Raw genomic sequence first — 21,636 nt, forward strand, 5'->3', positions numbered from 1 at the left:
GCACTCATGCCGCCGGACGCGCCCGAAGTCGCCGCGCCTCCGAGAGGGCAAGCGGAAAGACCTTGGCCGGGTTCAGGAGCCACTCCGGGTCGAACACGTCCTTCACCTGCATCTGCGCCTCGAGGTCCTCGGCCGCGAACTGCGATTCCATCAGGTCCCGCTTCTCGATGCCAACGCCATGCTCCCCCGTGAGGCAGCCACCAACCTCGACACACAGGTTCAGGATATCCGCGCCCATCGCCTCGGCCTTTTCCAGACCGCCGGGGGCATTCGCATCGAACATGATCAGGGGATGCATGTTGCCGTCACCGGCGTGGAAGACGTTCGCGCAGCCAAGGCCGTAGCTTTCCGACAGCTCCCCGATCCGGGTGAGGACGCGGGGCAGCTCCGTCACCGGGATCGTCCCGTCGAGGCAGATGTAATCGCCGAGTTGTCCCATCGCACCGAAAGCGCTTTTGCGGCCGAGCCAGATGCGTGCGGCTTCCTCCGGACCGGCGGCTTCGCGAAAGGCCACCGGGTCATGCCGTTCGGCAATCTCGCGGATCAGGCCGAGCTGGTGGGCGATTTCAGCCGGAGCGCCCTCGACCTCGACGATGAGGAGTGCGGCGCAGTCCGGGTAGCCGGCCTTCGCATGCGCCTCGCAGGCCCGGATGCACGGCGCATCCATGAACTCGATGGCGACGGGCAGGACGCCCGCCTTGATGATCCCTGCGACGCAAGCTCCCGCCGTTTCGGCGCTGTCGAAGCCGATGAGGACCGGCCCGGCGCCCTCCGGTTTCGGCAGAATGCGTAACGTCGCCTCGGTCACGATGCCGAGCTGCCCCTCCGAGCCGCAGACGAGGGAAAGGAGGTCGAGCGCGCCGGTTTCCCCCGTGGCGTCCAGCTCGACGATGCTGCCGTCCATCAGCACCATCTTCACCCCGAGGAGATTGTTGGTCGTCACGCCGTATTTGAGACAATGGGCACCGCCCGAATTCATCGCGATGTTCCCGGCGATGGCACAGGCGAGCTGACTGGAGGGGTCCGGCGCATAGAAGAAGCCCTGCCCCTCGACGGCCCCGGTGACGGAGAGGTTGGTTCGCCCAGTCTCCACCCGCACGAGGCGGTCCGCGGTGGAAATCTCGAGGACCTTCGTCAGGCGGGACACGCCGATGACGACGGCGTCGGACGTGGGCATGGAGCCCCCTGCGAGGCTGGTCCCCGCGCCCCGCGGCACGACCGGGGCGCCCTCCTCCGCGCACACCCTCAGCGCGGCCGCGACCTCCTCGGTGGTGGACGGCAGGACGACCGCGAGCGGCGGGCAGCGATAGGCCGAGAGCGCATCGCATTCGTAGGCAAGAAGCTCGGCCGGCCGCTCGATCACGGCGCCCGGCCCTAGCGCCTCGCGGAGGCGGGCGACGATGGCGTCCTTGCGGGTCAGGATGCGATCATCGGGCTTCGGAAGCTGCATCGGGGTCGATCCTCGCAGGTGACGAAGGGGCTTTGCCCATCGAGTCTACATCAGATTTTTCGGCAGTGGCAGGACATGCGCAGCCGATGGTCCGGATCAGAGGCCGAGGGCGTCGATCCCGGCCTGAGCGACCTCGCGGTCCTCTGCTGGCGTGCCCGACGAGACGCCGATTCCCCCCACGACGTCGCCGCCGGCGAAGACCGGAAGACCGCCCCCCACGACCATCAGCCGCCCGCCGATGGCGCTGTCGATGCCGTAGGCCGGTTTGCCGGGCTGGCTGATCTCGCCATATTCGTGCGTGGCCTTCTTTGCGGCGCTCGCGGTGTAGCTCTTGTCGATAGCGATGGTGATGGAGGTGACCTTTCCCCCGTCCATGCGCTCGAAGGCGATCAGGTTGCCGCCCTCGTCGGTGATCGCGATGCACATCGGCACGCCGATCTCCTGCGCCTTCGCGGCGGCGCCCTCGATCATCCTGTGGGCATCGGTTGCGTCCAGTCTGCGAATCGTCAGCATCAAGCGATCTCCTTTGCGTCACGGGCGAGGTTAGCCGCGCAAAAGGCGCGTGGTATAGCCCGGTTTCCGGATCGACCCCTTTGCCATCGGGCGCACCACGGCTCCTTCGCGCTGGCCGGCATACGGGTGGGCGGTGGCCGGGACTTGAAGATCGGCCGGCCGGCACCTGACCCCCTGACAAAAAATCCCCCCGCAACTGCCTGCGGGGGGACCTTTCGCCATGCGATCGAGCGCACGGTCTCCGCGCCGCTCACTCCGCGGGGATCGCGCCCTGCTCGAGCGACAGCGGGTGCGGAATGTGAACCAGCATTTCCTTCGGGCAAACCTGCAGGAAGTTCGGCAGCTCGTCGCTCCAGTGACGCAGGATCTCCCCGGCCCGCTTGCTTCCGGTCTCGAGCTGATGGCGCTCGATGAGGCCCTTGAGTTCGGCCTCCCATTCGGCAACCGTCACCGGGCATGTGACCAGCGTTTCCATGTTCATCATGGCCTGCGCCTCGCCCTTCGGATCGTAGAGATACGCCATACCGCCGGTCATGCCGGCGCCGAAGTTGGCCCCGATCCCGCCGAGGATCACGGCGATCCCGCCAGTCATGTACTCGCACCCGTTGGAGCCGCAGCCCTCGATCACCACGTGGGCGCCCGAGTTGCGGACCGCGAAGCGCTCGCCGGCCCGGCCGGAGGCGAAGAGGAAGCCCTCCGTCGCACCGTAGAGCACGGTATTGCCGATGATGACGTTCTCGTCCGCCTTGAGCGGAGAGTTCATCGCCGGACGCACCACGACCGTTCCGCCGGACAGGCCCTTGCCGACGTAGTCGTTGGCATCGCCCTCGACCACGATCTTGAGGCCCGGCGCGCCGAACGCGCCAAGGGACTGACCCGCGCTGCCCTTGAGCTTGATCGTCAGGTGATCCGGCTGGAGCGAATTGCGCATCCCGAACTTCCGGACGATGTGGCTGGAGACTCGCGTGCCGACCGTACGCTGCGTGTTCTGCACCGCGTAGGAAAGCTGCATCTTCTCACCGTCCTCGAGGAAGCGCGCGGCGTCCTTGACGATTTCGGCGTCGAGCGTGTCCATCACCGGGTTGCGCGGGCGCGTCCGGTCGTAGGTGATGTCCTTGGCGCCATCGACGGTGATCAGGAGCGGGTTGAGGTCCAGATCGTCGAGATGGGCGGAGCCGCGGCTGACCTGCGTCAGAAGATCGGCCCGCCCGATCACGTCATCGAGGCTGCGCGCGCCGATGGACGCGAGCACCTCGCGCACCTCCTGGGCGTAGAAGGTGATGAGGTTCACCACCTTGTCCGCGTTGCCGGTGAACTTCGACCGCAGCCGCTCGTCCTGCGTGCAGACCCCGACCGGGCAGGTGTTCGACTGACACTGCCGGACCATGATGCAGCCCATGGCGATGAGCGCCGCGGTGCCGATGCCGTATTCCTCGGCGCCCATCATCGCCGCCATCACGATGTCCCGCCCGGTGCGCAGGCCGCCATCTGTGCGCAGGGTCACGCGGGAGCGCAGGTTGTTCATCGCGAGGACCTGGTGCGCCTCGGTCAGGCCCATTTCCCACGGCAGGCCGGCATACTTGATCGAGGTCGCCGGCGACGCCCCCGTGCCGCCGTTGTGGCCCGAGATGAGAATGACATCCGCCTTCGCCTTGGCCACGCCCGCCGCGATCGTGCCGACCCCGGACGAGGCGACGAGTTTCACCGTGACCTTGCAGCGCGGGTTGATCTGCTTGAGGTCGTAGATGAGCTGCGCGAGGTCCTCGATGGAGTAGATGTCATGGTGCGGCGGCGGGGAGATCAGCATGACCCCCGGCGTCGAATGCCGCAGCTTGGCGATCAGCTTCGTGACCTTCATCCCCGGGAGCTGGCCACCCTCGCCGGGCTTGGCGCCCTGGGCGACCTTGATCTCGAGTTCCTCGCACTGGTTGAGGTACTCCGCCGTCACGCCGAAGCGGCCGGAGGCCACCTGCTTGATCTTGGCGGAGGGGTTGTCCCCGTTCGCCTCGGGCACGAAATGCGCCGGATCCTCGCCGCCCTCGCCGCTGTCGGACTTCGCTCCGATGCGGTTCATCGCGACGTTCAGCGTCTTGTGTGCCTCTGGCGACAGCGCGCCGAGGGACATGCCAGGCGTCACGAAGCGCTTGCGGATCGAGGTGATGCTCTCGACCTCGTCGAGCGCGACCGGCTTGCCGAGCGGTTTGAAATCGAGAAGGTCCCTCAGGTGGATCGGAGCGGTCGCGCGGATCTTCGCGGAATACTGCTTCCAGAGCTCGAAGGAGGCGCGGTCGCAGGCCGATTGCAACATGTGCATCGTCGTCGCTTCCCAGGCATGCGTCTCCCCCGACCGGCGGGACTTGTAGAAGCCGCCGATGGGAAGGATGTCCGAGCCGCCGCTGAAGCCGAGGCGGTGCACCGCCTCCACCTTGCGCTGGATCCCGGCAACGCCGATGCCGCTGATGCGGGAGAGCATGCCGGGGAAGAACTCGGCGACCATCGCGCGCGAAAGGCCGACCGCCTCGAAGTTCAGACCGCCGCGATAGGAGGAGATCACCGAGATCCCCATCTTCGCCATGATCTTCAGAAGGCCCTGGTCGATCGCCTTGCGGTAGCGCCCGACCGCTTCGGTGAGGGTCATGTCGAGCAGCCCGCGCCCGATCCGGTCCGCGAGACTGTCCTCGGCGAGGTAGGCGTTCACCGTCGTGGCGCCGCAGCCGACCAGCACGGCGAAGTAATGCGGATCGATGCACTCCGCGGAGCGCACGTTCACGGAGGTGAATGTCCGGAGGCCCTTCGCCGTCAGCCACGAATGCACCGCGCTCGTGGCGAGGATCATCGGCATCGCGACGCGTTCCGCGCACTGCGCCTGATCGGTCAGGACGAGGTGCCCGGCGCCCGAGCGCACGGCATCCTCCGCCTCGGAGCGGATCCGGTCGAGATGACGACGGAGCTCGCCCGCGCCACCGCCGGCGGGGAAGGTGCAGTCGATCTCGACCATCTCGGAGGAGAACATCTCGACCAGCCGGTCGAATTGCGAGTTACCGACGAAGGGGCTGTCGAGGACGATGATCTCGGTCTGGGCCGAGCTCTCGTCCAGCACGTTCTTGAGATTGCCGAACCGCGTCTTCAGGCTCATGACGCGGAATTCACGCAGGCTGTCGATCGGCGGGTTGGTGACCTGGCTGAAGCTCTGCCGGAAGAAGTGGCTGAGCGGGCGGTACTTCTCGGACAGGACCGCCGAGGGCGTGTCGTCCCCCATGGAGGCGATGCTCTCCTTGGCGTCCTCGGCCATCGGGGCCAGGATCTGCTCCAGCTCCTCGATGGTGTAGCCCGCGGCGAGCTGGCGACGGCGCAGGTCCGCGCCCTCGAAGATCGGATTCTCCTCGACCTCGGCCAGCGTCTCGTCCAGCTCGTTGATCTTCCCGACCCACTCGCCGAAGGGCTGCGCGGCAGCGAGGGTGTTCTTGATCTCCTCGTCGCGGAAGAGTTTGCCCTCGGTCATGTCCACGGCGATCATCTGGCCGGGACCGAGCGCGCCCTTCTCGACCACGGTTGCCTCGTCCGTCGAGACCATGCCGACCTCGGAGCCCGCGATCAGGATGCCGTCCCCGGTCACGACGTAGCGCATGGGGCGCAGGCCGTTGCGGTCGAGACCGCCGCAGACCCAGCGGCCATCGGTCATCGCAAGCGCGGCCGGACCGTCCCACGGCTCCATCACCGAGTTCACGTAGGAGTACATGTCGCGCCACGCCTGGGGCAGCTCGACCGCCTGCTTGGACCAGCTCTCCGGCACCAGCATCGTCTTGGCCATGGGCGCCGAGCGACCGGCGCGGACCAGCACCTCGAACACCGAATCGAGCGCCGCGCTGTCGGAGGAGCCGCCCGGGATGATCGGCTTGATGTCCTCCGCGAGGTCCCCGAACGTGCCCGAGGCCATCCGGATCTCATGGCTGCGCATCCAGTTCACGTTGCCCCGGAGCGTGTTGATCTCGCCGTTATGCGCGAGCATCCGGAACGGCTGCGCGAGCCACCATTGCGGGAACGTGTTGGTGGAGTAGCGCTGGTGGTAGATCGCGAAGGCGCTCTCGAAGCGCTCGTCGAGAAGGTCGGGATAGAACTCCGCCACCTGCTCGGCGAGCATCATGCCCTTGTAGATCAGCGAGCGGCAGGACAACGAGCAGATGTAGAGATCGTGGACGCGGGCCGCGGCAGCCGCTTTCTCGATCCGGCGGCGAATGACGTAGAGCTCCCGCTCGAACGTTTCCTCGTCCACGTGCTTGGAGTTGGAGATGAGGATCTGCTCGATCTCGGGCCGCGTAGCGTTGGCCTTCTCGCCGAGACAGGCGATCTCCACGGGGACGTGGCGCCAGCCGTAGATATAATAGCCCATCCGCAGGACCTCGGCCTCGACGATGGTCCGGCAGACCTCCTGCGCGGCAAAGTCGGTGCGCGGCAGGAAGACCTGTCCCACGGCGATCATCTGATCCTCGTGCGGCTCGTGGCCCGTGCGGCGGATCTGATCCTGGAAGAAGGCGACGGGAATCTGGACGTGGATGCCCGCGCCGTCGCCCGTCTTGCCGTCGGCATCCACCGCGCCGCGGTGCCAGATCGCCTTCAGCGCGTCGATACCCTTCTGGACCACGTCCCGGGAGCGGGAGCCGTCAATGGAGACGACGAGGCCGACGCCGCAGGAGCTGTGCTCGTGCTCCGGGCGCCAGAGGCTTGTCTCGGCCATGCGAGCGCGCTTTTCGCTCTCGGTCTCGACCCAGGATTGATCGAAGTGGCTCATGTCAGGCTCCTTCCAATGTCGGATCGAACGTCGCGAATGTCTCTGCTTCGGTCCGTTTCTCGTGGTCGCCGGCGAAGGCGAAACTGTCTGTCTTGCGGTCGGTGACGATCTCGGAGCCGTCGGGACGGCTGCCCGCGCGGGGCGCGCTCATCGCAGCGCCTCGATACGGTAGGAGATATCCGCCGGGGCGTCGCAGCCGTAGCGCGGCACGACATCGCCGAACCCCGCCTCGCCGGGACGGCGGATGCGCACGGGGTCGAGGTCGGATTCGATCGTCTGACCGCTCTGCTCGAACACCTCCGTTCCGAGGAGGAACAGGCGCTCGTCCTCGAGGACGTACTGGATGCCGGACACGCTGTAGAGCACCTCGCCGGTGCTGAGATCGCTCGCGGTTGCGGTGAACTCGGTCTCCAGAAGCTCCTCGCCATCGATCTCGCGGGTGTTGCCGGTCAGCTGGTCGAACCCGCGATGCATGATCTCCCGGTCGTAGCCGGGGCCGCTTTCCTCAATGATGAACTCGTAGCTGTCCCGGCCCTCCTCGAGAAGCTCGGAGAGGGAGGCCGGCTCTTCGGCGGGGAGCTGAAGCACCTCCTGGGAGCCATCCGCGAAATGGCGCGAATCGAGCCACTGGAATTCCGCGTCGAACACGGAGACGGCGGTGGCTCCCTCCTCGCCGTAGCTGGCCTGAAAGAGCGTGCCCTCAGGCGCGCTCTCGCAGCGCCAGTAAAGCGTCGCCGCGCAGCCCTGCGACTGGACGGACAGGACCGCTTCGCAGCCCTCCGGGACCGCGGGGGTCTGCGCGAGGGCCGGAAGCCCGGCACAGAACAGTGCAGCAGCCAGACACGTGAACCGTGACATCGTCATCGTCGTGATCCCTTCGGACAGAAGAGGAAAGAGACAGGCCCGGGCGCAGGTCATGCCCGCCCGGGAAACCGGGTGGTGCTACTCGGCGGCCACGGCCGTTGCGGCGGCGCCGAAGCGGTCGAGCATGGCCTGCGCCGCCTCGCGCCCGTCCCGGATCGCCCAGACCACGAGAGAGGCGCCCCGCACGATGTCACCCACCGCATAGACGCCGGGCAGGCTGGTTTCGTGGGTGCGGAAATTGGCCTTGATGGTGCCCCAGCGGGTAACCTCCAGCGCCTCCTCGCCCCAGAGCGTCGGCAGCTCCTCGGGCTCGAAGCCCAGCGCCATGACGACGAGGTCTGCCTCCTCGACGTAGTCACCGCCCTCGATGATCTCGGGGCTCTGGCGGCCGGTCGCATCCGGAGCACCGAGGCGCATCCGGCTGACCATGACCCCCTCGACCACGTCGCCCGAGAAGCCCTTGGGCGCGGTCAGCCATTCGAACTGGACGCCCTCTTCCTCGGCATTGGCGACCTCGCGCTGCGAGCCCGGCATGTTGGACTTGTCCCGGCGGTAGAGGCACTTGACGCTCTTGGCGCCCTGCCGGATCGCGGTGCGGACGCAGTCCATCGCCGTGTCGCCGCCGCCGATCACGACCACGTTGCGGCCCTCAGCGTTCAGCTCGCCGCTCTCGTATTCCGGCACGTCGTCCCCGAAGCTCTTGCGGTTGGACGCGGTAAGATAGTCGATCGCGCGCACGATGCCCTTTGCTCCGACGCCGGGCGCCTGAAGCCCGCGGGACTTGTAGACGCCGGTGGCGATCAGGACCGCATCGTGGCTGCTGCGGATCTCCTCGAAGCTGATGTCCTCGCCCACGTTGCAGTTGAGGCGGAAGGTCACGCCGCCATCCTCGAGAAGACGATTGCGCCGCATCACGACGTCCTTCTCGAGCTTGAAGCCGGGAATGCCGTAGATCATCAGCCCGCCCGCACGGTCGTACCGGTCATAGACGGTGACCTGGATGCCGGCCTGGCGGAGCATGTCTGCCGCGGCGAGGCCGCCGGGACCTGCGCCGATGATGCCCACGCTCTCCTCGCGCTCGACGGCCGGGGAGACGGGCTTCACCCAACCTTCGTCGAACGCGGTGTCCGTGATGTATTTCTCGACCGCGCCGATGGTGACCGTGCCGTGGCCGGACTGCTCGATGACGCAGTTTCCTTCGCACAGACGGTCCTGCGGACAGATCCGGCCGCAGATCTCCGGGAAGGTATTGGTGGACTGGCTGATCTCGTAGGCTTCCTTGAGCCGGCCTTGAGCGGTCAGGCGGAGCCAGTCGGGGATATTGTTGTGCAGCGGGCAATGCGACTGGCAATAAGGCACGCCGCACTGGCTGCACCGGCCGGATTGCTCGGCCGCGGTATCGTCAGCGAATTCGGAATAGATCTCGGCAAAGTCGTCCCGCCGCAGATCCGGCGGACGCTTTGTGGGCATCTGCCGCTGGACGGTCACGAATTTCAGCATGCGGTCGTCAGCCATGGACAATCCTCCCGTGGTCTTCAGCGCTGATACAGCCGATCCGCGGAGAGATAAAGTCACCCATACTGACCTAATCGAAGGTTTTTTGGCACTCATCATCCAGCGGGCGGCGAATTTACCGCAAACTAGGTCAGCAATGCATACCATTATGCGGCCTACCTGTTGTCATACTCGGCTTGTATCAGGCGCGAGATTGCCTCCGGAGACGCGAATCGCCATGCCCCTTCTTCACCTTTTGATCGTTGCCCTGATCCAGGGGATCACGGAGTTTCTCCCCGTCTCCTCCTCCGGTCACCTCATCCTGCTGCCGCGCCTGACGGGGCTCGCCGATCAGGGACAGGCGCTGGACGTCGCCGTTCACGTGGGCACGCTCGGCGCCGTCATTCTCTACTTCTGGAAGGATGTGGCCGCGGTTCTCGCCGGCCTCCCGCGCCTCGCCCGCGGCCGGACGGACACCTACGGTTCCAGAATGGCGTTCCTGCTGATCGTGGCGACGGTACCGGTGATCGTCGTCGGTCTTGCCCTCTCCGTGACCGGCCTCGACGAGGCGCTGCGGAGCGTGGCGGTGATCGGCTGGGCGATGCTGCTCTTCGGCATCCTGCTCTACTGGGCGGACCAGACGGCGCCGCTGACGCGGAGCGCCGAGGACTGGACGATCCGCGGCGCGGTGATCATGGGGCTGTGGCAGGCCGTCGCACTGATCCCGGGCACCTCCCGCTCCGGCATCACCATCACCGGCGGGAGGCTTCTCGGGATGGACCGGCAAGGCGCGGCGAAGATCGCCATGCTCATGTCGATCCCGACGATCATGGCGTCGGGCACCCTCGTCGGAGCGAAAGCCCTGCGGAACCCCGCGCCCGGCCTCTGGGCCGATGCGGGGATCGCGGCGCTCTTCGCCTTCCTGTCCGCCCTCCTCGCGCTGACGCTGATGATGCGCCTGCTGCGCTCGGTCTCCTTCACCCCGTACGTGATCTACCGCTGTGTCCTGGGCGTGATCCTGATCGCCGTCGCCTACAGCTGAGCCGGCGCCTCCGGGCGAAGCGAGGTCGTGACGTAGTTCACCGACAGGTCCCGCTCGGACAGCGACCAGGACCAGCCGAGCGGATTGAAGACGAACCCCGTCTTGTCCACCGGCGTCAGACCGGCACCGGTCAGAAGGTCGAAGAGCTCGTCCGGCGTGATGAACTTCCGCCAGTCATGGGTGCCCTTCGGCAGCCAGCGCATGACGTGCTCTGCGCCGACGATGGCCATGGCAAAGCTCTTTGCGTTGCGGTTGAGCGTGGAGCAGACCATGAGCCCGCCCGGCTTCAGCAGATCGTGACAGGCACGCAGGTAGGCCGGCGGGCTGGCCACATGCTCCACAACCTCCATGTTGAGAATGACGTCGAACGCTTCGCCGGCCTCCGCCAGAGCCTCGGCCGACGTGTGGCGATAGTCGATGTCGAGGCCGGACTGCTCCGCGTGCAGACGGGCCACCGGAATGTTGCGCTCCGCCGCATCCGCCCCCACGACGTCCGCGCCCAAGCGCGCCATCGGTTCGGACAGAAGCCCCCCGCCGCAGCCGATATCGAGCAGGCGCAGACCCGCGAAGGGCCGCGGATCCGACAGGTCCCGGCCGAATTCGGCGGCGATCTGGCGGGTAATGTAGTCAAGCCGGCACGGGTTCAGCATGTGCAGCGGCTTGAACTTGCCATTCGGGTCCCACCACGCATCGGCCATCGCCTGGAATTTCGCGATCTCGGCGTCGTCGATTGTCGTCGTCATGGTGTCCTCCAAGGCAATTGGGACGGATCGGGCGGGATAAGGGCGTGGAAGCGGCCGCCCGGTCGCTATATAGGTGCGACATGGAGCAGGTCTCGCGCAGCCGCAACGCATCGGGATATCTCTATCCCCCCATCGACCCCTACGACCAGCGCATGCTGGACGTGGGCGACGGTCATCGAATCTACGTCGAGCAATGCGGGAACCCCCTCGGGATCCCGGTGGTCGTCTTTCATGGGGGGCCGGGAGGCGGGTGCAGCCCCGCGATGCGCCGCTACTTCGATCCGAAGGAATTCCGCATCGTCCTGTTCGACCAGCGCGGATGCGGCCGCTCGCGGCCACATGCCAGCGTGGAGAACAACACCACCCATCACCTCGTCGCCGACACGGAGATGATCCGGGAGACGCTCGGCATCGACCGCTGGGTGCTCTTCGGCGGCAGCTGGGGGGCGACACTGGCGCTGGTCTACGCGCAGGCCCATCCGGATCGCACCGCCTATCTCGCGCTTCGCGGCGTCTTTCTGATGACGCAAGGGGAGCTGGACTGGTTCTACGGCGGCAACGGCGCCGCCCGCTTCTTTCCGGACCATTGGTCCCGCTTCGTCGGCCTCCTGCCGGAGGAAGAGCGCGGGAACGTCATCGAGGCCTTCCACACCCGGCTCTTCTCGGGGGACATCCCGACCGAGACACGCTTCGCCCGCGCCTGGGCCTCCTGGGAAAACGCGCTCGCCTCCATCGAGAATGACGGGCCGGGCGGCGAGGCGCCGGCGGACTACGCCCGTGCCTTCGCCCGACTGGAGAACCACTACTTTGTCAACCGCGGGTTCCTGGAGCGGGACGGGCAGATCCTCGAGGACATGCCGCTCATCTCCCACATCCCGGGAACCGTGGTTCAGGGCCGGTACGACATGATCTGCCCTCCGATCAGCGCGTGGCGGCTGACGGAGCGCTGGTCCCGCGGTGAGCTCAGGATGGCGCCGATGGCGGGCCATGCGCTCAGCGAACCCACGATTTCCGCCGAACTCGTCCGCACGACGCGGGCCATCGCGCGGTCCGCCACTAAACTCGGCTTCTGAAGGACGGCTCCCATGCAGACATTTACCACGCGGCCCGAGATCCGGGGCAGCTTCGGCGTCGTCGCCTCCACGCACTGGATCGCCTCCGCTGTGGGGTTCGGCATTCTCGAGAAGGGCGGCAACGCCTTCGACGCGGCCGTCGCGACCGGGCTCGTCCTGCAGGTGGTGGAGCCGCATCTCAACGGGCCGGCGGGCGACCTGCCGGCGATCCTCTACGATGCCGAGACGGGTGAGACCCGCGTTCTGTGCGCCCAAGGCGTCGTGCCCGCTGCCGCGACCATCGCGCATTACAAGGCGAAGGGCCTCCGGATCATTCCGGGCTCCGGCCTTCTGTCCACCGTCGTTCCGGGCGCGTTCGACGGCTGGATGGCGATGCTCGCGGAGCACGGCACCCTGAGCGTGCGGGAGGTGATGCAGCCCGCGATCGACTATGCCCGGGACGGCCATCCGATCCTGCCGAACGTCGTGACCGCCATCGAGAACGTCGCCGCATTCATTGCTGAAAGCTGGCCGACCTCCGCCGAGGTCTGGACGCCCGGAGGCAAGGTGCCGGAGCCTCATACGATATTCCGCAACCCGCAGCTCGCCGAAACCTACGACCGCCTCGCCACCATCGCCGATGACGCCGGCGGGCGCGTCGACGGGATCGAGGCTGCACGTCAGGCCTTCCGCGAGGGGTTCGTCGCCGATGCGATCTTCGACTACCTGGACGGCACCGAGGTCGCGGACAATACCGGCGGAACCTACGGTGCGGTTCTGGCGCGAGAGGACATGTCGCAGTGGCGCGCGAGCTTCGAGGCGCCTCTGTCCTACGACTACGAGGGCTGGACGCTGCACAAGACCGGGCCATGGGGACAGGGGCCGGTCCTCCTCCAGGCGCTCGCGATCCTGAAGCACACGCGGATCGGCGCGATGGACCCGATGGGCGCCGAGTTCGTCCACACCGTCGTCGAGGCCATGAAACTCGCCTATGCGGACCGCGAAGCCTTCTACGGCGATCCGGATGCGAGCGACGTTCCGATGGCGACGCTGCTGTCGGACGACTACAACGCCGAGCGCGCCAGGCTGATCGGCGAGGACGCGTCCCTCGACCAGCGTCCGGGGCGGATCGAGGGCTACGAGCACCTCGCCGATGCCGCCATAGCGCGCGCGGCGGACGATTTCGGCGTGACCGGCCCGGTGGCTGCCGAACCGACGATGGCACATCTCGCGCCCAAGAGCGGCGACACCGTTCACATCGACATCATCGACCGCTGGGGCAACGCCGTCTCCGCGACGCCGTCCGGCGGGTGGCTGCAATCCTCCCCGGTCATCCCCGGCCTCGGCTTCGCGCTCAACAGCCGTGCGCAGATGTTCTGGCTGGAGGAGGGGCTGAACACGTCCCTGCGCCCCGGCACCCGCCCGCGCACGACACTGACGCCCACGCTGGCGGAGAAGGACGGCCGCCGCCTCGCCCTCGGCACACCCGGCGGAGACCAGCAGGATCAATGGCAGCTCATCTGGTTCCTGCGATTCGTGCATCACGACCTCGGTCTCCAGGAGGGAATTGATGCGCCGCTCTTTCACTCGCAGCATTTCACCGCCTCCTTCTATCCGCGGCACGCCAAGCCCGGCGCCATGCTGATCGAGCCGTCCGCCGGTGAGGAGGTGATCGAGGAGCTGAAGAGGCGGGGCCACCGCGTCACCGTGACGCCGCCGTGGTCCATCGGACGGCTGACCTGCGCTCTTCGGGAGCCGGACGGGATGCTCCGCGCCGCCGCGACGCCGCGCCTGATGCAGGCCTACGCGGTAGGACGGTAGAGGCGCGCCGTCGGCGCGGGAGTGCCGACGGCCGCCCCGGGAGATGGGTCCGGTCTACCCGCGAGCTTGCATTTCCCGCCCGGCGCTTCTATATCCCGCATCAACAGCGGATGTCGGGCTTCCAAACCTCGGCACCACCGGCACAAAAAAACGGGCCGCTGGCCCGTTTTTTTGTGCCTTGCGCCCACCCGCAGGATCACTGGGACCACCATGACCGACCTGATCGCCAAGACCAATATCGACCGCCGCCTGGCCGAGATCCTCACCCCGGTGATCGAGGGGATGGGGTTCGAGCTGGTGCGCGTGCGCCTGATGTCGGGCAAGTCCAAGACGCTTCAGATCATGGCGCAGCGACCGGACGGGGGAATCGAGGTCGACGAGTGCGGCGAGATCTCCACCATGGTGTCGGCCACGCTGGACGTGGAGGATCCCATCGAGGACGCCTACACGCTCGAAGTCTCCTCCCCCGGGATCGACCGTCCCCTGACCCGGCTCAAGGATTTCGACGACTGGCAGGGCTACGAGGCCAAGCTCGAGACGACCGAGCTGATCGACGGGCGCCGCCGCTTCAAGGGCACGCTGCAGGGCACCGAAGGCTCGGAAGTTCTTGTCGAGATCGAAGACAACACGGACGGCGAGGTCGTGATCGGCCTGCAGTTCGACTGGCTTTCGGACGCCAAGCTCGTCCTCACCGACGAGCTGATTCGCGATGTCCTGAAAAGCCGCAAGGAAACGGGCCAGATCGACGAGGCCCAGTACGACGAAGTCATAACCGAATTGCCCGAAGAGGGTGACGAAACCGCCCCGCACGGCGAAGCGAAGGAGCACTGACAGATGGCGATCACCTCCGCCAACCAGCTTGAACTGTTGCAGACCGCCGAGGCCGTCGCTCGCGAGAAGATGATCGATCCGGGCCTCGTCGTGGACGCGATGGAGGAGAGCCTCGCGCGCGCCGCGAAGTCCCGCTACGGCGCCGAGATGGATATCCGCGTCTCGATCGACCGCCGCACCGGCCGGGCGACCTTCACGCGCGTGCGCACCGTGGTCGAGGATGAGGAGCTGGAGAACTACCAGGCCGAGCTGACCGTCGAGCAGGCGCGCCAGTATCTCTCTGAGCCCAAGGTCGGCGACGAGATCCGCGATGAGGTCCCGCCCGTCGAGATGGGCCGGATCGCCGCCCAGTCCGCCAAGCAGGTCATCCTGCAGAAGGTCCGCGAGGCCGAGCGCGACAGGCAGTTCGAAGAGTTCAAGGACCGCGTCGGCACGATCATCAACGGTCAGGTGAAGCGCGAGGAATACGGCAACGTCATCGTCGATATCGGCCGTGGCGAAGGCATCCTGCGCCGCAACGAGAAGATCGGACGCGAGGCCTACCGCATCGGCGATCGCATCCGCTGCTACGTGAAGGACGTGCGCCGCGAGGTGCGCGGCCCGCAGATCTTCCTGTCCCGGACGGCGCCCGAGTTTATGGCCGAGCTGTTCAAGATGGAAGTGCCGGAGATCTACGACGGCATCATCGAGATCAAGGCCGTGGCCCGCGATCCCGGCTCCCGCGCGAAGATCGGCGTCATCTCCTACGACAGCTCCATCGACCCGGTCGGCGCCTGCGTCGGCATGAGGGGCAGCCGCGTTCAGGCCGTGGTGAACGAGCTTCAGGGCGAGAAGATCGACATCATCCCCTGGAACGAGGACCTCCCGACGTTCCTGGTGAACGCGCTTCAGCCGGCCGAGGTCTCCAAGGTCGTTCTGGACGAGGAAGCCGAGCGCATCGAGGTCGTCGTGCCGGACGAGCAGCTGTCGCTCGCCATCGGCCGCCGCGGCCAGAACGTGCGCCTCGCTTCTCAGCTTACCGGCCTCGACATCGACATCCTCACGGAGGAGGAGGAGAGCCAGCGTCGTCAGGCCGAGTTCGAGAGCCGCACGCAGCTCTTCATGGATACGCTGGACCTCGACGAGTTCTTCGCCCAGCTTCTCGTCGCCGAAGGGTTCACGAACCTCGAGGAAGTCGCCTATGTCGAGCTGGACGAGCTTCTCGTCATCGATGGCGTGGACGACAGCACTGCCGAAGAGCTTCAGGCCCGCGCCCGTGACTATCTCGAGGAACAGAACCGCAAGGCACTGGAAGCCGCGCGCGAGCTCGGTGTCGAACAGTCCCTCATTGATTTTGCCGGCCTCACGCCCCAAATGATCGAGGCGCTCGCCAAGGACGACGTGAAATCCCTCGAGGACTTCGCCACCTGCGCCGACTGGGAGCTTGCCGGCGGCTGGACGACGACCAACGGAGAGCGCGTCAAGGACGACGGCGTCCTCGAACCCTTCGGTCTCTCTCTCGCCGAGGCCCAGGATCTCGTGATGACCGCCCGGGTCCAGCTCGGCTGGGTCGATCCCGAGGAACTGGCGGCAGAGGACGAGGGCGAAGCCGAGGAAGGCGACGCCGAGGCCGAAGAGGCGAGCGACGGAGAGACCGGGGCCTGATCGGCCTCGGGAGGACCGGACGATGAGCAGAGGCGGTCGCGACAAGGACCGGGATGGCATCCCCGAACGGCGCTGCGCCGCGACGGGCAACACCCTTCCGATCTCGGAGATGATCCGCTTCGTCGTCGGTCCCGAAGACGAAGCGGTACCCGACCTGGCCGGCAAGTTGCCCGGCCGGGGCATCTGGATCACCGCAGACATGACCGCGCTGCGGCTCGCGGTAAAGAAGAAGGCCTTTGCCCGATCGGCCAAGGCGCCCGTCACGGCCCCGGCAGACCTGCCGGAGCGGGTCGAGGCGCTGATGGCCGCCCGGGTGGTGGACCTGCTGTCGATGGCCCGAAAGGCCGGACACGCGGTCTGCGGATACGAGAAAGTAAAGGGATGGATCGAGACCGGCCGCGCCCGGGTCCTGATCCAGGCCTCTGACGGGTCCGAGCGGGGCAAGACGAAACTCCGCGCCGGGCCGGAGATGGATCGGTCCATCGGCTGCCTGACGGCCCGGGAATTGGGTTTGTCCTTTGGCCGGGACCATGCAATACACGCCGCGCTGGCCGCTGGCGGACTCGCCAGGCGTATTGTAGAAGACGCCTCGAGGCTATCCGGTCTGCGCCAAGATCACGGAGCCGATGCTCCGGAAAGGACGAATGGATCGCATGAGCGAGAATGACGGCAAGAAAACACTCGGACTGCGCGGTGGACCCCGGTCGGGGCAAGTGAAGCAGAGCTTCAGCCATGGCCGCACGAAGAACGTGGTCGTCGAGACGAAGCGCAAGCGGGTCGTGGTTCCCAAGCCCGGCGCGCCCGGAGGGAAGACCGGCGGTGCCGGCCCCGCTCCCGCGGGCGATCCCTCGCGCCGTCCCGCTGGCATTTCCGATGCGGAGATGGAACGCCGCATGAAGGCACTCGCCGCCGCCAAGGCGCGCGAGTCCGAAGATGCTGAGCGCCGCGCCGCCGAAGAGAAGGCGCGCGACGAAGAGCGTCAGCGCCGCCGCGAGGAAGCCGAGGCCAAGGAACGCGAAGAGCGCGAGCGCGAAGAGGCGCTGAAGGCGAAAGCCGAGGCCGAAGAGCGAGCACGCCAGGAAGCGGAAGCCGAGAAGCGCCGCGCCAAGGAAGCGAGCTCGAAGCCGGCCGCATCCGCCGCACCCAGTTCCGCCGCCGCTGCCAGCCCCGCCGATGCGGAGGCCGCTCAGGGCCGGGCTGCCAAGGGCGGCGCCACGGGGCCCCGCAAGGCGGACCGCGACGATCGCCGTGACCGCGATCAGAAAAGCGGCAAGGGCGGCGACAAGGGCGACCGCCGGTCCGGCAAGCTCACCCTGAACCAGGCTCTGTCCGGGAACGAAGGCGGGCGGCAACGCTCCCTCGCCCAGATGAAGCGGAAGCAGGAACGTGCGCGCCAAAAGGCGATGGGCCAGAACGAGGCGCGCGAAAAGGTCGTGCGCGAAGTGAAGCTGCCCGAGGCGATCGTCGTCTCCGAGCTCGCGAACCGCATGGCGGAACGCGTGTCCGACGTGGTCAAGGCGCTGATGCAGAACGGCATCATGGCGACCCAGAACCAGACGATCGACGCTGATACGGCCGAGCTCATCATCGAGGATTTCGGCCACCGCTCGCAGCGGGTGTCCGACGCGGACGTCGAAGACGTACTGCACTCTGTCGACGACAAGGCCGAGGATCTTCAGCCGCGTGCGCCGGTCATCACCGTGATGGGCCACGTCGATCACGGCAAGACGTCGCTCCTCGACGCCATCCGCAGTGCGAAGGTCGTCTCCGGCGAAGCCGGCGGCATCACTCAGCATATCGGCGCCTATCAGGTGAAGGCCGACAATGGCTCGACGCTGACCTTCCTCGACACGCCGGGCCACGCCGCCTTCACCTCCATGCGGGCCCGTGGCGCGCAGGTGACGGATATCGTGGTCCTGGTCGTCGCCGCGGACGATGCGGTCATGCCGCAGACCATCGAGGCGATCCACCACGCGAAAGCGGCCGGTGTTCCGATGATCGTGGCGATCAACAAGATCGACAAGTACGACGCGACGCCGGACAAGGTCCGCACGGATCTGCTCCAGCACGAGGTGATCGTCGAGAAGATGTCCGGCGATGTTCAGGACGTCGAAGTCTCGGCGATCTCCGGGCAGGGGCTCGACTCACTCCTCGAGGCGATCGCCCTCCAGGCGGAACTGCTCGAACTGAAGGCGAATCCGAACCGGAACGCATCCGGTGCGGTGATCGAGGCGCAACTCGACGTCGGTCGCGGCCCGGTTGCCACGGTTCTCGTCCAGAACGGCACGCTGAAGCGCGGTGACATCTTCGTCGTCGGCGAACAGTGGGGCAAGGTGCGCGCGCTGATCGACGACTCGGGCGACCGTGTTGATCAGGCGGGTCCCTCCGTTCCTGTCGAGGTTCTCGGCCTCAACGGCACGCCCGAGGCGGGCGACGTCCTGAACGTCGTTGAGACCGAAGCGCAGGCCCGCGAAATCGCCGAGTACCGCCAGAAGGCCGCGAAGGACAAGCGCGCGGCAGCTGGCGCAGCCACGACGCTCGATCAGCTGATGGCCAAGGCCAAGGCGGATCAGAACGTCTCCGAGCTTCCGATCCTCGTGAAGGCGGACGTTCAGGGCTCTGCCGAGGCGATCGTTCAGGCGATGGAGAAGATCGGCAACGAGGAGGTCCGCGTCCGGGTGCTGCATTCCGGCGTCGGCGCGATCACCGAGACGGATGTCGGCCTTGCCGAAGCGTCCGGCGCTCCGGTCATCGGCTTCAACGTCCGTGCCAACGCATCGGCGCGGAACACGGCGAACCAGAAGGGCGTGGAGATCCGCTACTACAGCGTGATCTACGACCTCGTGGACGACGTGAAAGCTGCTGCATCGGGCCTTCTGTCCGCGGAAGTTCGGGAGCACTTCATCGGCTACGCGGAGATCCGGGAAGTGTTCAAGGTGTCGAACGTCGGCAAGGTTGCCGGCTGTCTCGTGACCGAGGGCAACGCCCGCCGTGCTGCAGGTGTCCGCCTGCTGCGGGACAACGTCGTGATCCACGAAGGCAACCTCAAGACGCTCAAGCGGTTCAAGGACGAGGTCGCCGAGGTCCAGTCCGGTCAGGAATGCGGTATGGCCTTCGAAAACTACGAGGACATTCGCCCGGGCGATGTCATCGAGATCTTCGAGCGCGAAGAGGTCGAGCGTACGCTCGCCTGATCGCGACAGCGAGAATGCTACGGAAGGGCGCGTCGTCTTCGGACGGCGCGCCTTTTTCGTGGAAGGAGGTTCCGGGGCGCTCGGGGCATCTCGCCGACGTCCTGTCGCCCGCCGCTTGCCGATCGCCCGGAACGAAAAAGGGGCGACCTCGCGAAGGCCGCCCCGTTTCCTGAAAATCAGTTGTTTGCCGCAGACATCCAGAGTGCGGCTGCCAGCGAACCCGCTTTCTGCTGCCTCAGGCCACGAGGGTCCGGCTGACGGGCATGCCTTGGTAAAGCCGCTCGCCGACTTTCACGAGGATCTTTCCGTTGGCCAGATCCTGCACGAACGTGCCCTGAACGGAGACACAGCTCCCGACGATGATGGTTTTCAGCATTGGCTTCCCTCCGGCTGCACTGATGTCGTTCAGAAACGTTAACGGCAAGCCGAGCAGGGATCACGTATAAAAAAGTCACATACTGTCAAATTGCGCTTATTTCGGCGGCATTCACCGAAAAAGACACAAAATTTTCATCTTCAGGTGGAACAAGCCCGGGTCTCGCGGTTTGTCACACCCAATCGCGCAAGATGGGGATGAGCGGGATGTCCGCAGGGGGCATCGGATAGTCGCGGAGCCTCTGCGGTTTTACCCATGCCAACGTCTGCCCTTCCTGCGCGGCAGGAATTCCCTCCCACTTCCGGCAGGCGAAGAGCGGCATGAGCAGGTGGAAGCTCTCATAGGCGTGGCTTGCGAAGGTCAGGGGCGCGAGGCAGCTCGACCACGTGTCGATCCCCAGCTCTTCCTTCAGCTCACGGACGAGCGTGGCCTCGGGGGTCTCCCCCGCCTCGACCTTCCCGCCCGGAAATTCCCAAAGCCCCGCCATGGACTTACCCTCCGGGCGCTGCGCAAGCAGCACCCGTCCGTCCCTGTCGATCAGGGCGACCGCCGAGACGAGGAGGATCGTCACGACCGGTAGTCGGCGTTGATGTCGATGTAGGCGTGGGTGAGGTCGCAGGTCCATGCCGTGAACGCGCCGGACGCGAGCCCGAGATCGACGGCGATGCGCAGGTCCTGCCCCTTCATGTAGGCAGCGGCGGCCTCTTCGCTGTAGTCGGGGGAAACCCATCCCTTCTCGGCAACGAGAATGTCACCGAACCGGATGGCGAGGGCGTCCCGGTCCGCTTCGGCCCCGGATTTGCCGACGGCCATGACGACGCGTCCCCAATTGGGATCTTCGCCGGCGATGGCGGTCTTCACGAGCGGGGAATTGGCGATGGACAGCGCGATGCGTTTGGCATCGGCGTCGTCCCTGGCGCCGGAAACGGCCACCTCGACGAACTTGGTGGCCCCCTCCCCGTCCCGCACGACCTGATGCGCAAGGTCGAGCATCACGGCATGAAGCGCCTCTGCGAAGGCCGTACCCGTGGCGCTGGCAGCGTCCTCTATGCGTGCGGAGCCGCGGCCCGTCGCAGCGAGCATGAGGCTGTCGGAGGTCGATGTGTCGCCGTCCACCGTGATCGCATTGAATGTGGAGGGCGTGGCACCGGCCAGGAACTCCTGGAGGAGGGGCTGCGGCACGGCGGCGTCGGTGAAGATGTAGACGAGCATGGTCGCCATGTCGGGCGCGATCATGCCGGACCCTTTGGCGAAGCCGGCGATGCGGATCGGGCCGGCCTCCGTCTCGATCACGCGGCCGGCGCCCTTTGGATAGGTATCCGTCGTCATGATCGCGCGAGCCGCATCCTCGCCCGCATCTTCGGAAAGGTTGGTCGAGAGAGTTTGGAGCGCGGCGACGATCCTGTCATGCGCCAGTCGCTCCCCGATCACGCCGGTGGACGCGGTGAAGACGCGCGAGGCCGGAAGATCCAGAACGTCCGCAACGCCGGCACAGACGGCCTCGACCGACTCATCGCCTGCACGGCCCGTGAAGGCGTTCGCATTGCCGGAATTGACCAGAATGGCGGCTCCCCGATCGCTCTCTGCCGGCGCGGCGAGCTTGGCCTGGCAGTCGAGCACGGGTGAGGACCGCGTGGCGGAGGTGGTGAACACCCCCGCCACGGTGCTGCCCGGCGCGAGCCGGCACAGCATGACGTCGGTTCGGCCGGCATAGCGGACGCCCGCTGCCGCCGTCGCGAAGGACGCACCCTCGATCACGGGCAGGTCCGGAAAGCTCGCGGGAGCGAGCGGCGAGACGGGCAGCTTACCGGCCATGGAGCGCT

Annotated in this window: 17 protein-coding genes; 7 read left to right on the top strand and 10 right to left on the bottom strand. The window is 66.7% G+C overall.

Going from position 1 to position 21,636, the window contains the following annotated elements; all coding sequences use genetic code 11:
• Positions 1–4: 4 nt before the first annotated feature.
• The 6 genes from DQG15_RS14115 to DQG15_RS14135 all read right to left on the bottom strand — a co-directional run bounded on the left by DQG15_RS14115 (position 5) and on the right by DQG15_RS14135 (position 9,131).
• Positions 5–1,450 (bottom strand): FAD-linked oxidase C-terminal domain-containing protein, encoded by a 1,446-nt coding sequence (locus DQG15_RS14115; protein WP_116086187.1) that lies wholly within the window; start codon positions 1,448–1,450, stop codon positions 5–7.
• A gap of 96 nt (positions 1,451–1,546) precedes the next feature.
• Positions 1,547–1,963: a heme-binding protein gene (locus DQG15_RS14120; protein WP_116086189.1), complete on the bottom strand. Its 417-nt coding sequence runs from the start codon at positions 1,961–1,963 to the stop codon at positions 1,547–1,549.
• A 250-nt stretch (positions 1,964–2,213) separates the two neighbouring features.
• Entirely contained in the window at positions 2,214–6,752 is a 4,539-nt protein-coding gene (gltB, locus tag DQG15_RS14125; protein ID WP_116086192.1) for a glutamate synthase large subunit, read from the bottom strand.
• 1 nt (position 6,753) lies between these two features.
• Entirely contained in the window at positions 6,754–6,903 is a 150-nt protein-coding gene (locus DQG15_RS18230) for a hypothetical protein (protein WP_157969002.1), read from the bottom strand.
• The gene (locus DQG15_RS14130; protein ID WP_116086194.1) at positions 6,900–7,670 is read right to left on the bottom strand and encodes a hypothetical protein; all 771 of its coding nucleotides are present in this window, start codon (positions 7,668–7,670) and stop codon (positions 6,900–6,902) included. Before DQG15_RS14130 ends, DQG15_RS18230 begins: the two co-directional genes overlap by 4 nt.
• 24 nt (positions 7,671–7,694) lie before the next feature.
• Positions 7,695–9,131 carry an NAD(P)-dependent oxidoreductase gene (locus DQG15_RS14135; protein ID WP_116086197.1) on the bottom strand — a complete coding sequence of 479 codons (1,437 nt, stop codon included), beginning with the start codon at positions 9,129–9,131 and terminating at the stop codon, positions 7,695–7,697.
• Between the two features lie 217 nt (positions 9,132–9,348).
• Between DQG15_RS14135 and DQG15_RS14140 the strand changes: the two genes are divergently transcribed.
• Positions 9,349–10,152 carry an undecaprenyl-diphosphate phosphatase gene (locus DQG15_RS14140; RefSeq protein WP_116086199.1) on the top strand — a complete coding sequence of 268 codons (804 nt, stop codon included), beginning with the start codon at positions 9,349–9,351 and terminating at the stop codon, positions 10,150–10,152.
• On the opposite strand, the gene ubiG is transcribed toward DQG15_RS14140, so the two are convergent.
• Entirely contained in the window at positions 10,143–10,895 is a 753-nt protein-coding gene (gene ubiG, locus DQG15_RS14145) for a bifunctional 2-polyprenyl-6-hydroxyphenol methylase/3-demethylubiquinol 3-O-methyltransferase UbiG (RefSeq protein WP_116086201.1), read from the bottom strand. The genes DQG15_RS14140 and ubiG overlap by 10 nt on opposite strands.
• Before the next feature lie 80 nt (positions 10,896–10,975).
• Between ubiG and pip the strand changes: the two genes are divergently transcribed.
• From pip to infB, 6 genes are all read left to right on the top strand, one after another.
• Positions 10,976–11,968: a prolyl aminopeptidase gene (gene pip, locus DQG15_RS14150; RefSeq protein WP_116086203.1), complete on the top strand. Its 993-nt coding sequence runs from the start codon at positions 10,976–10,978 to the stop codon at positions 11,966–11,968.
• 12 nt (positions 11,969–11,980) lie between these two features.
• The gene (locus tag DQG15_RS14155; protein WP_116086205.1) at positions 11,981–13,768 is read left to right on the top strand and encodes a gamma-glutamyltransferase family protein; all 1,788 of its coding nucleotides are present in this window, start codon (positions 11,981–11,983) and stop codon (positions 13,766–13,768) included.
• 210 nt (positions 13,769–13,978) lie between these two features.
• Positions 13,979–14,599, top strand: coding sequence for a ribosome maturation factor RimP (gene rimP, locus DQG15_RS14160; RefSeq protein ID WP_116086208.1), 621 nt, complete (start codon positions 13,979–13,981; stop codon positions 14,597–14,599).
• A gap of 3 nt (positions 14,600–14,602) precedes the next feature.
• Positions 14,603–16,243 (top strand): transcription termination factor NusA, encoded by a 1,641-nt coding sequence (nusA, locus tag DQG15_RS14165; RefSeq protein ID WP_116086210.1) that lies wholly within the window; start codon positions 14,603–14,605, stop codon positions 16,241–16,243.
• Positions 16,244–16,265: 22 nt separating this feature from the next.
• A complete protein-coding gene (locus DQG15_RS14170; protein WP_116086212.1) occupies positions 16,266–16,910 on the top strand; it encodes an RNA-binding protein in 645 nt (214 codons plus the stop codon).
• Positions 16,897–19,437, top strand: a complete 2,541-nt coding sequence (gene infB / locus DQG15_RS14175; protein ID WP_116086388.1) for a translation initiation factor IF-2 — start codon at positions 16,897–16,899, stop codon at positions 19,435–19,437. The genes DQG15_RS14170 and infB overlap by 14 nt, the downstream gene beginning before the upstream one ends.
• A 235-nt stretch (positions 19,438–19,672) precedes the next feature.
• Here the strand turns inward: infB and DQG15_RS18425 are convergent, their stop codons facing one another.
• The 3 genes from DQG15_RS18425 to argJ form a co-directional block, all read right to left on the bottom strand.
• On the bottom strand, positions 19,673–19,813 hold the full coding sequence (locus tag DQG15_RS18425; RefSeq protein ID WP_198665156.1) for a hypothetical protein: 141 nt from the start codon (positions 19,811–19,813) through the stop codon (positions 19,673–19,675).
• Between the two features lie 172 nt (positions 19,814–19,985).
• Positions 19,986–20,384, bottom strand: a complete 399-nt coding sequence (locus DQG15_RS14180) for a (deoxy)nucleoside triphosphate pyrophosphohydrolase (protein WP_116086214.1) — start codon at positions 20,382–20,384, stop codon at positions 19,986–19,988.
• Positions 20,381–21,628 (bottom strand): bifunctional glutamate N-acetyltransferase/amino-acid acetyltransferase ArgJ, encoded by a 1,248-nt coding sequence (gene argJ, locus DQG15_RS14185; RefSeq protein WP_116086216.1) that lies wholly within the window; start codon positions 21,626–21,628, stop codon positions 20,381–20,383. The genes DQG15_RS14180 and argJ overlap by 4 nt, the downstream gene beginning before the upstream one ends.
• Between the last annotated feature and the right edge of the window lie 8 nt (positions 21,629–21,636).

Source organism: Tropicimonas sp. IMCC34011 (assembly GCF_003390865.1).
Lineage (GTDB): Bacteria > Pseudomonadota > Alphaproteobacteria > Rhodobacterales > Rhodobacteraceae > Tropicimonas_B.

Bases quoted from the DNA above. Each gene is read 5' to 3' on its own strand.
- DQG15_RS14170 (WP_116086212.1), top strand. From the start codon at position 16,266: ATGAGCAGAGGCGGTCGCGACAAGGACCGGGATGGCATCCCCGAACGG.
- rimP (WP_116086208.1), top strand. From the start codon at position 13,979: ATGACCGACCTGATCGCCAAGACCAATATCGACCGCCGCCTGGCCGAG.
- DQG15_RS14115 (WP_116086187.1), bottom strand. From the start codon at position 1,450: ATGCAGCTTCCGAAGCCCGATGATCGCATCCTGACCCGCAAGGACGCC.
- DQG15_RS14155 (WP_116086205.1), top strand. From the start codon at position 11,981: ATGCAGACATTTACCACGCGGCCCGAGATCCGGGGCAGCTTCGGCGTC.
- argJ (WP_116086216.1), bottom strand. From the start codon at position 21,628: ATGGCCGGTAAGCTGCCCGTCTCGCCGCTCGCTCCCGCGAGCTTTCCG.
- DQG15_RS14120 (WP_116086189.1), bottom strand. From the start codon at position 1,963: ATGCTGACGATTCGCAGACTGGACGCAACCGATGCCCACAGGATGATC.
- DQG15_RS14130 (WP_116086194.1), bottom strand. From the start codon at position 7,670: ATGACCTGCGCCCGGGCCTGTCTCTTTCCTCTTCTGTCCGAAGGGATC.
- DQG15_RS18425 (WP_198665156.1), bottom strand. From the start codon at position 19,813: ATGCTGAAAACCATCATCGTCGGGAGCTGTGTCTCCGTTCAGGGCACG.
- pip (WP_116086203.1), top strand. From the start codon at position 10,976: ATGGAGCAGGTCTCGCGCAGCCGCAACGCATCGGGATATCTCTATCCC.
- DQG15_RS18230 (WP_157969002.1), bottom strand. From the start codon at position 6,903: ATGAGCGCGCCCCGCGCGGGCAGCCGTCCCGACGGCTCCGAGATCGTC.
- ubiG (WP_116086201.1), bottom strand. From the start codon at position 10,895: ATGACGACGACAATCGACGACGCCGAGATCGCGAAATTCCAGGCGATG.
- infB (WP_116086388.1), top strand. From the start codon at position 16,897: ATGAGCGAGAATGACGGCAAGAAAACACTCGGACTGCGCGGTGGACCC.
- nusA (WP_116086210.1), top strand. From the start codon at position 14,603: ATGGCGATCACCTCCGCCAACCAGCTTGAACTGTTGCAGACCGCCGAG.
- gltB (WP_116086192.1), bottom strand. From the start codon at position 6,752: ATGAGCCACTTCGATCAATCCTGGGTCGAGACCGAGAGCGAAAAGCGC.
- DQG15_RS14140 (WP_116086199.1), top strand. From the start codon at position 9,349: ATGCCCCTTCTTCACCTTTTGATCGTTGCCCTGATCCAGGGGATCACG.
- DQG15_RS14135 (WP_116086197.1), bottom strand. From the start codon at position 9,131: ATGGCTGACGACCGCATGCTGAAATTCGTGACCGTCCAGCGGCAGATG.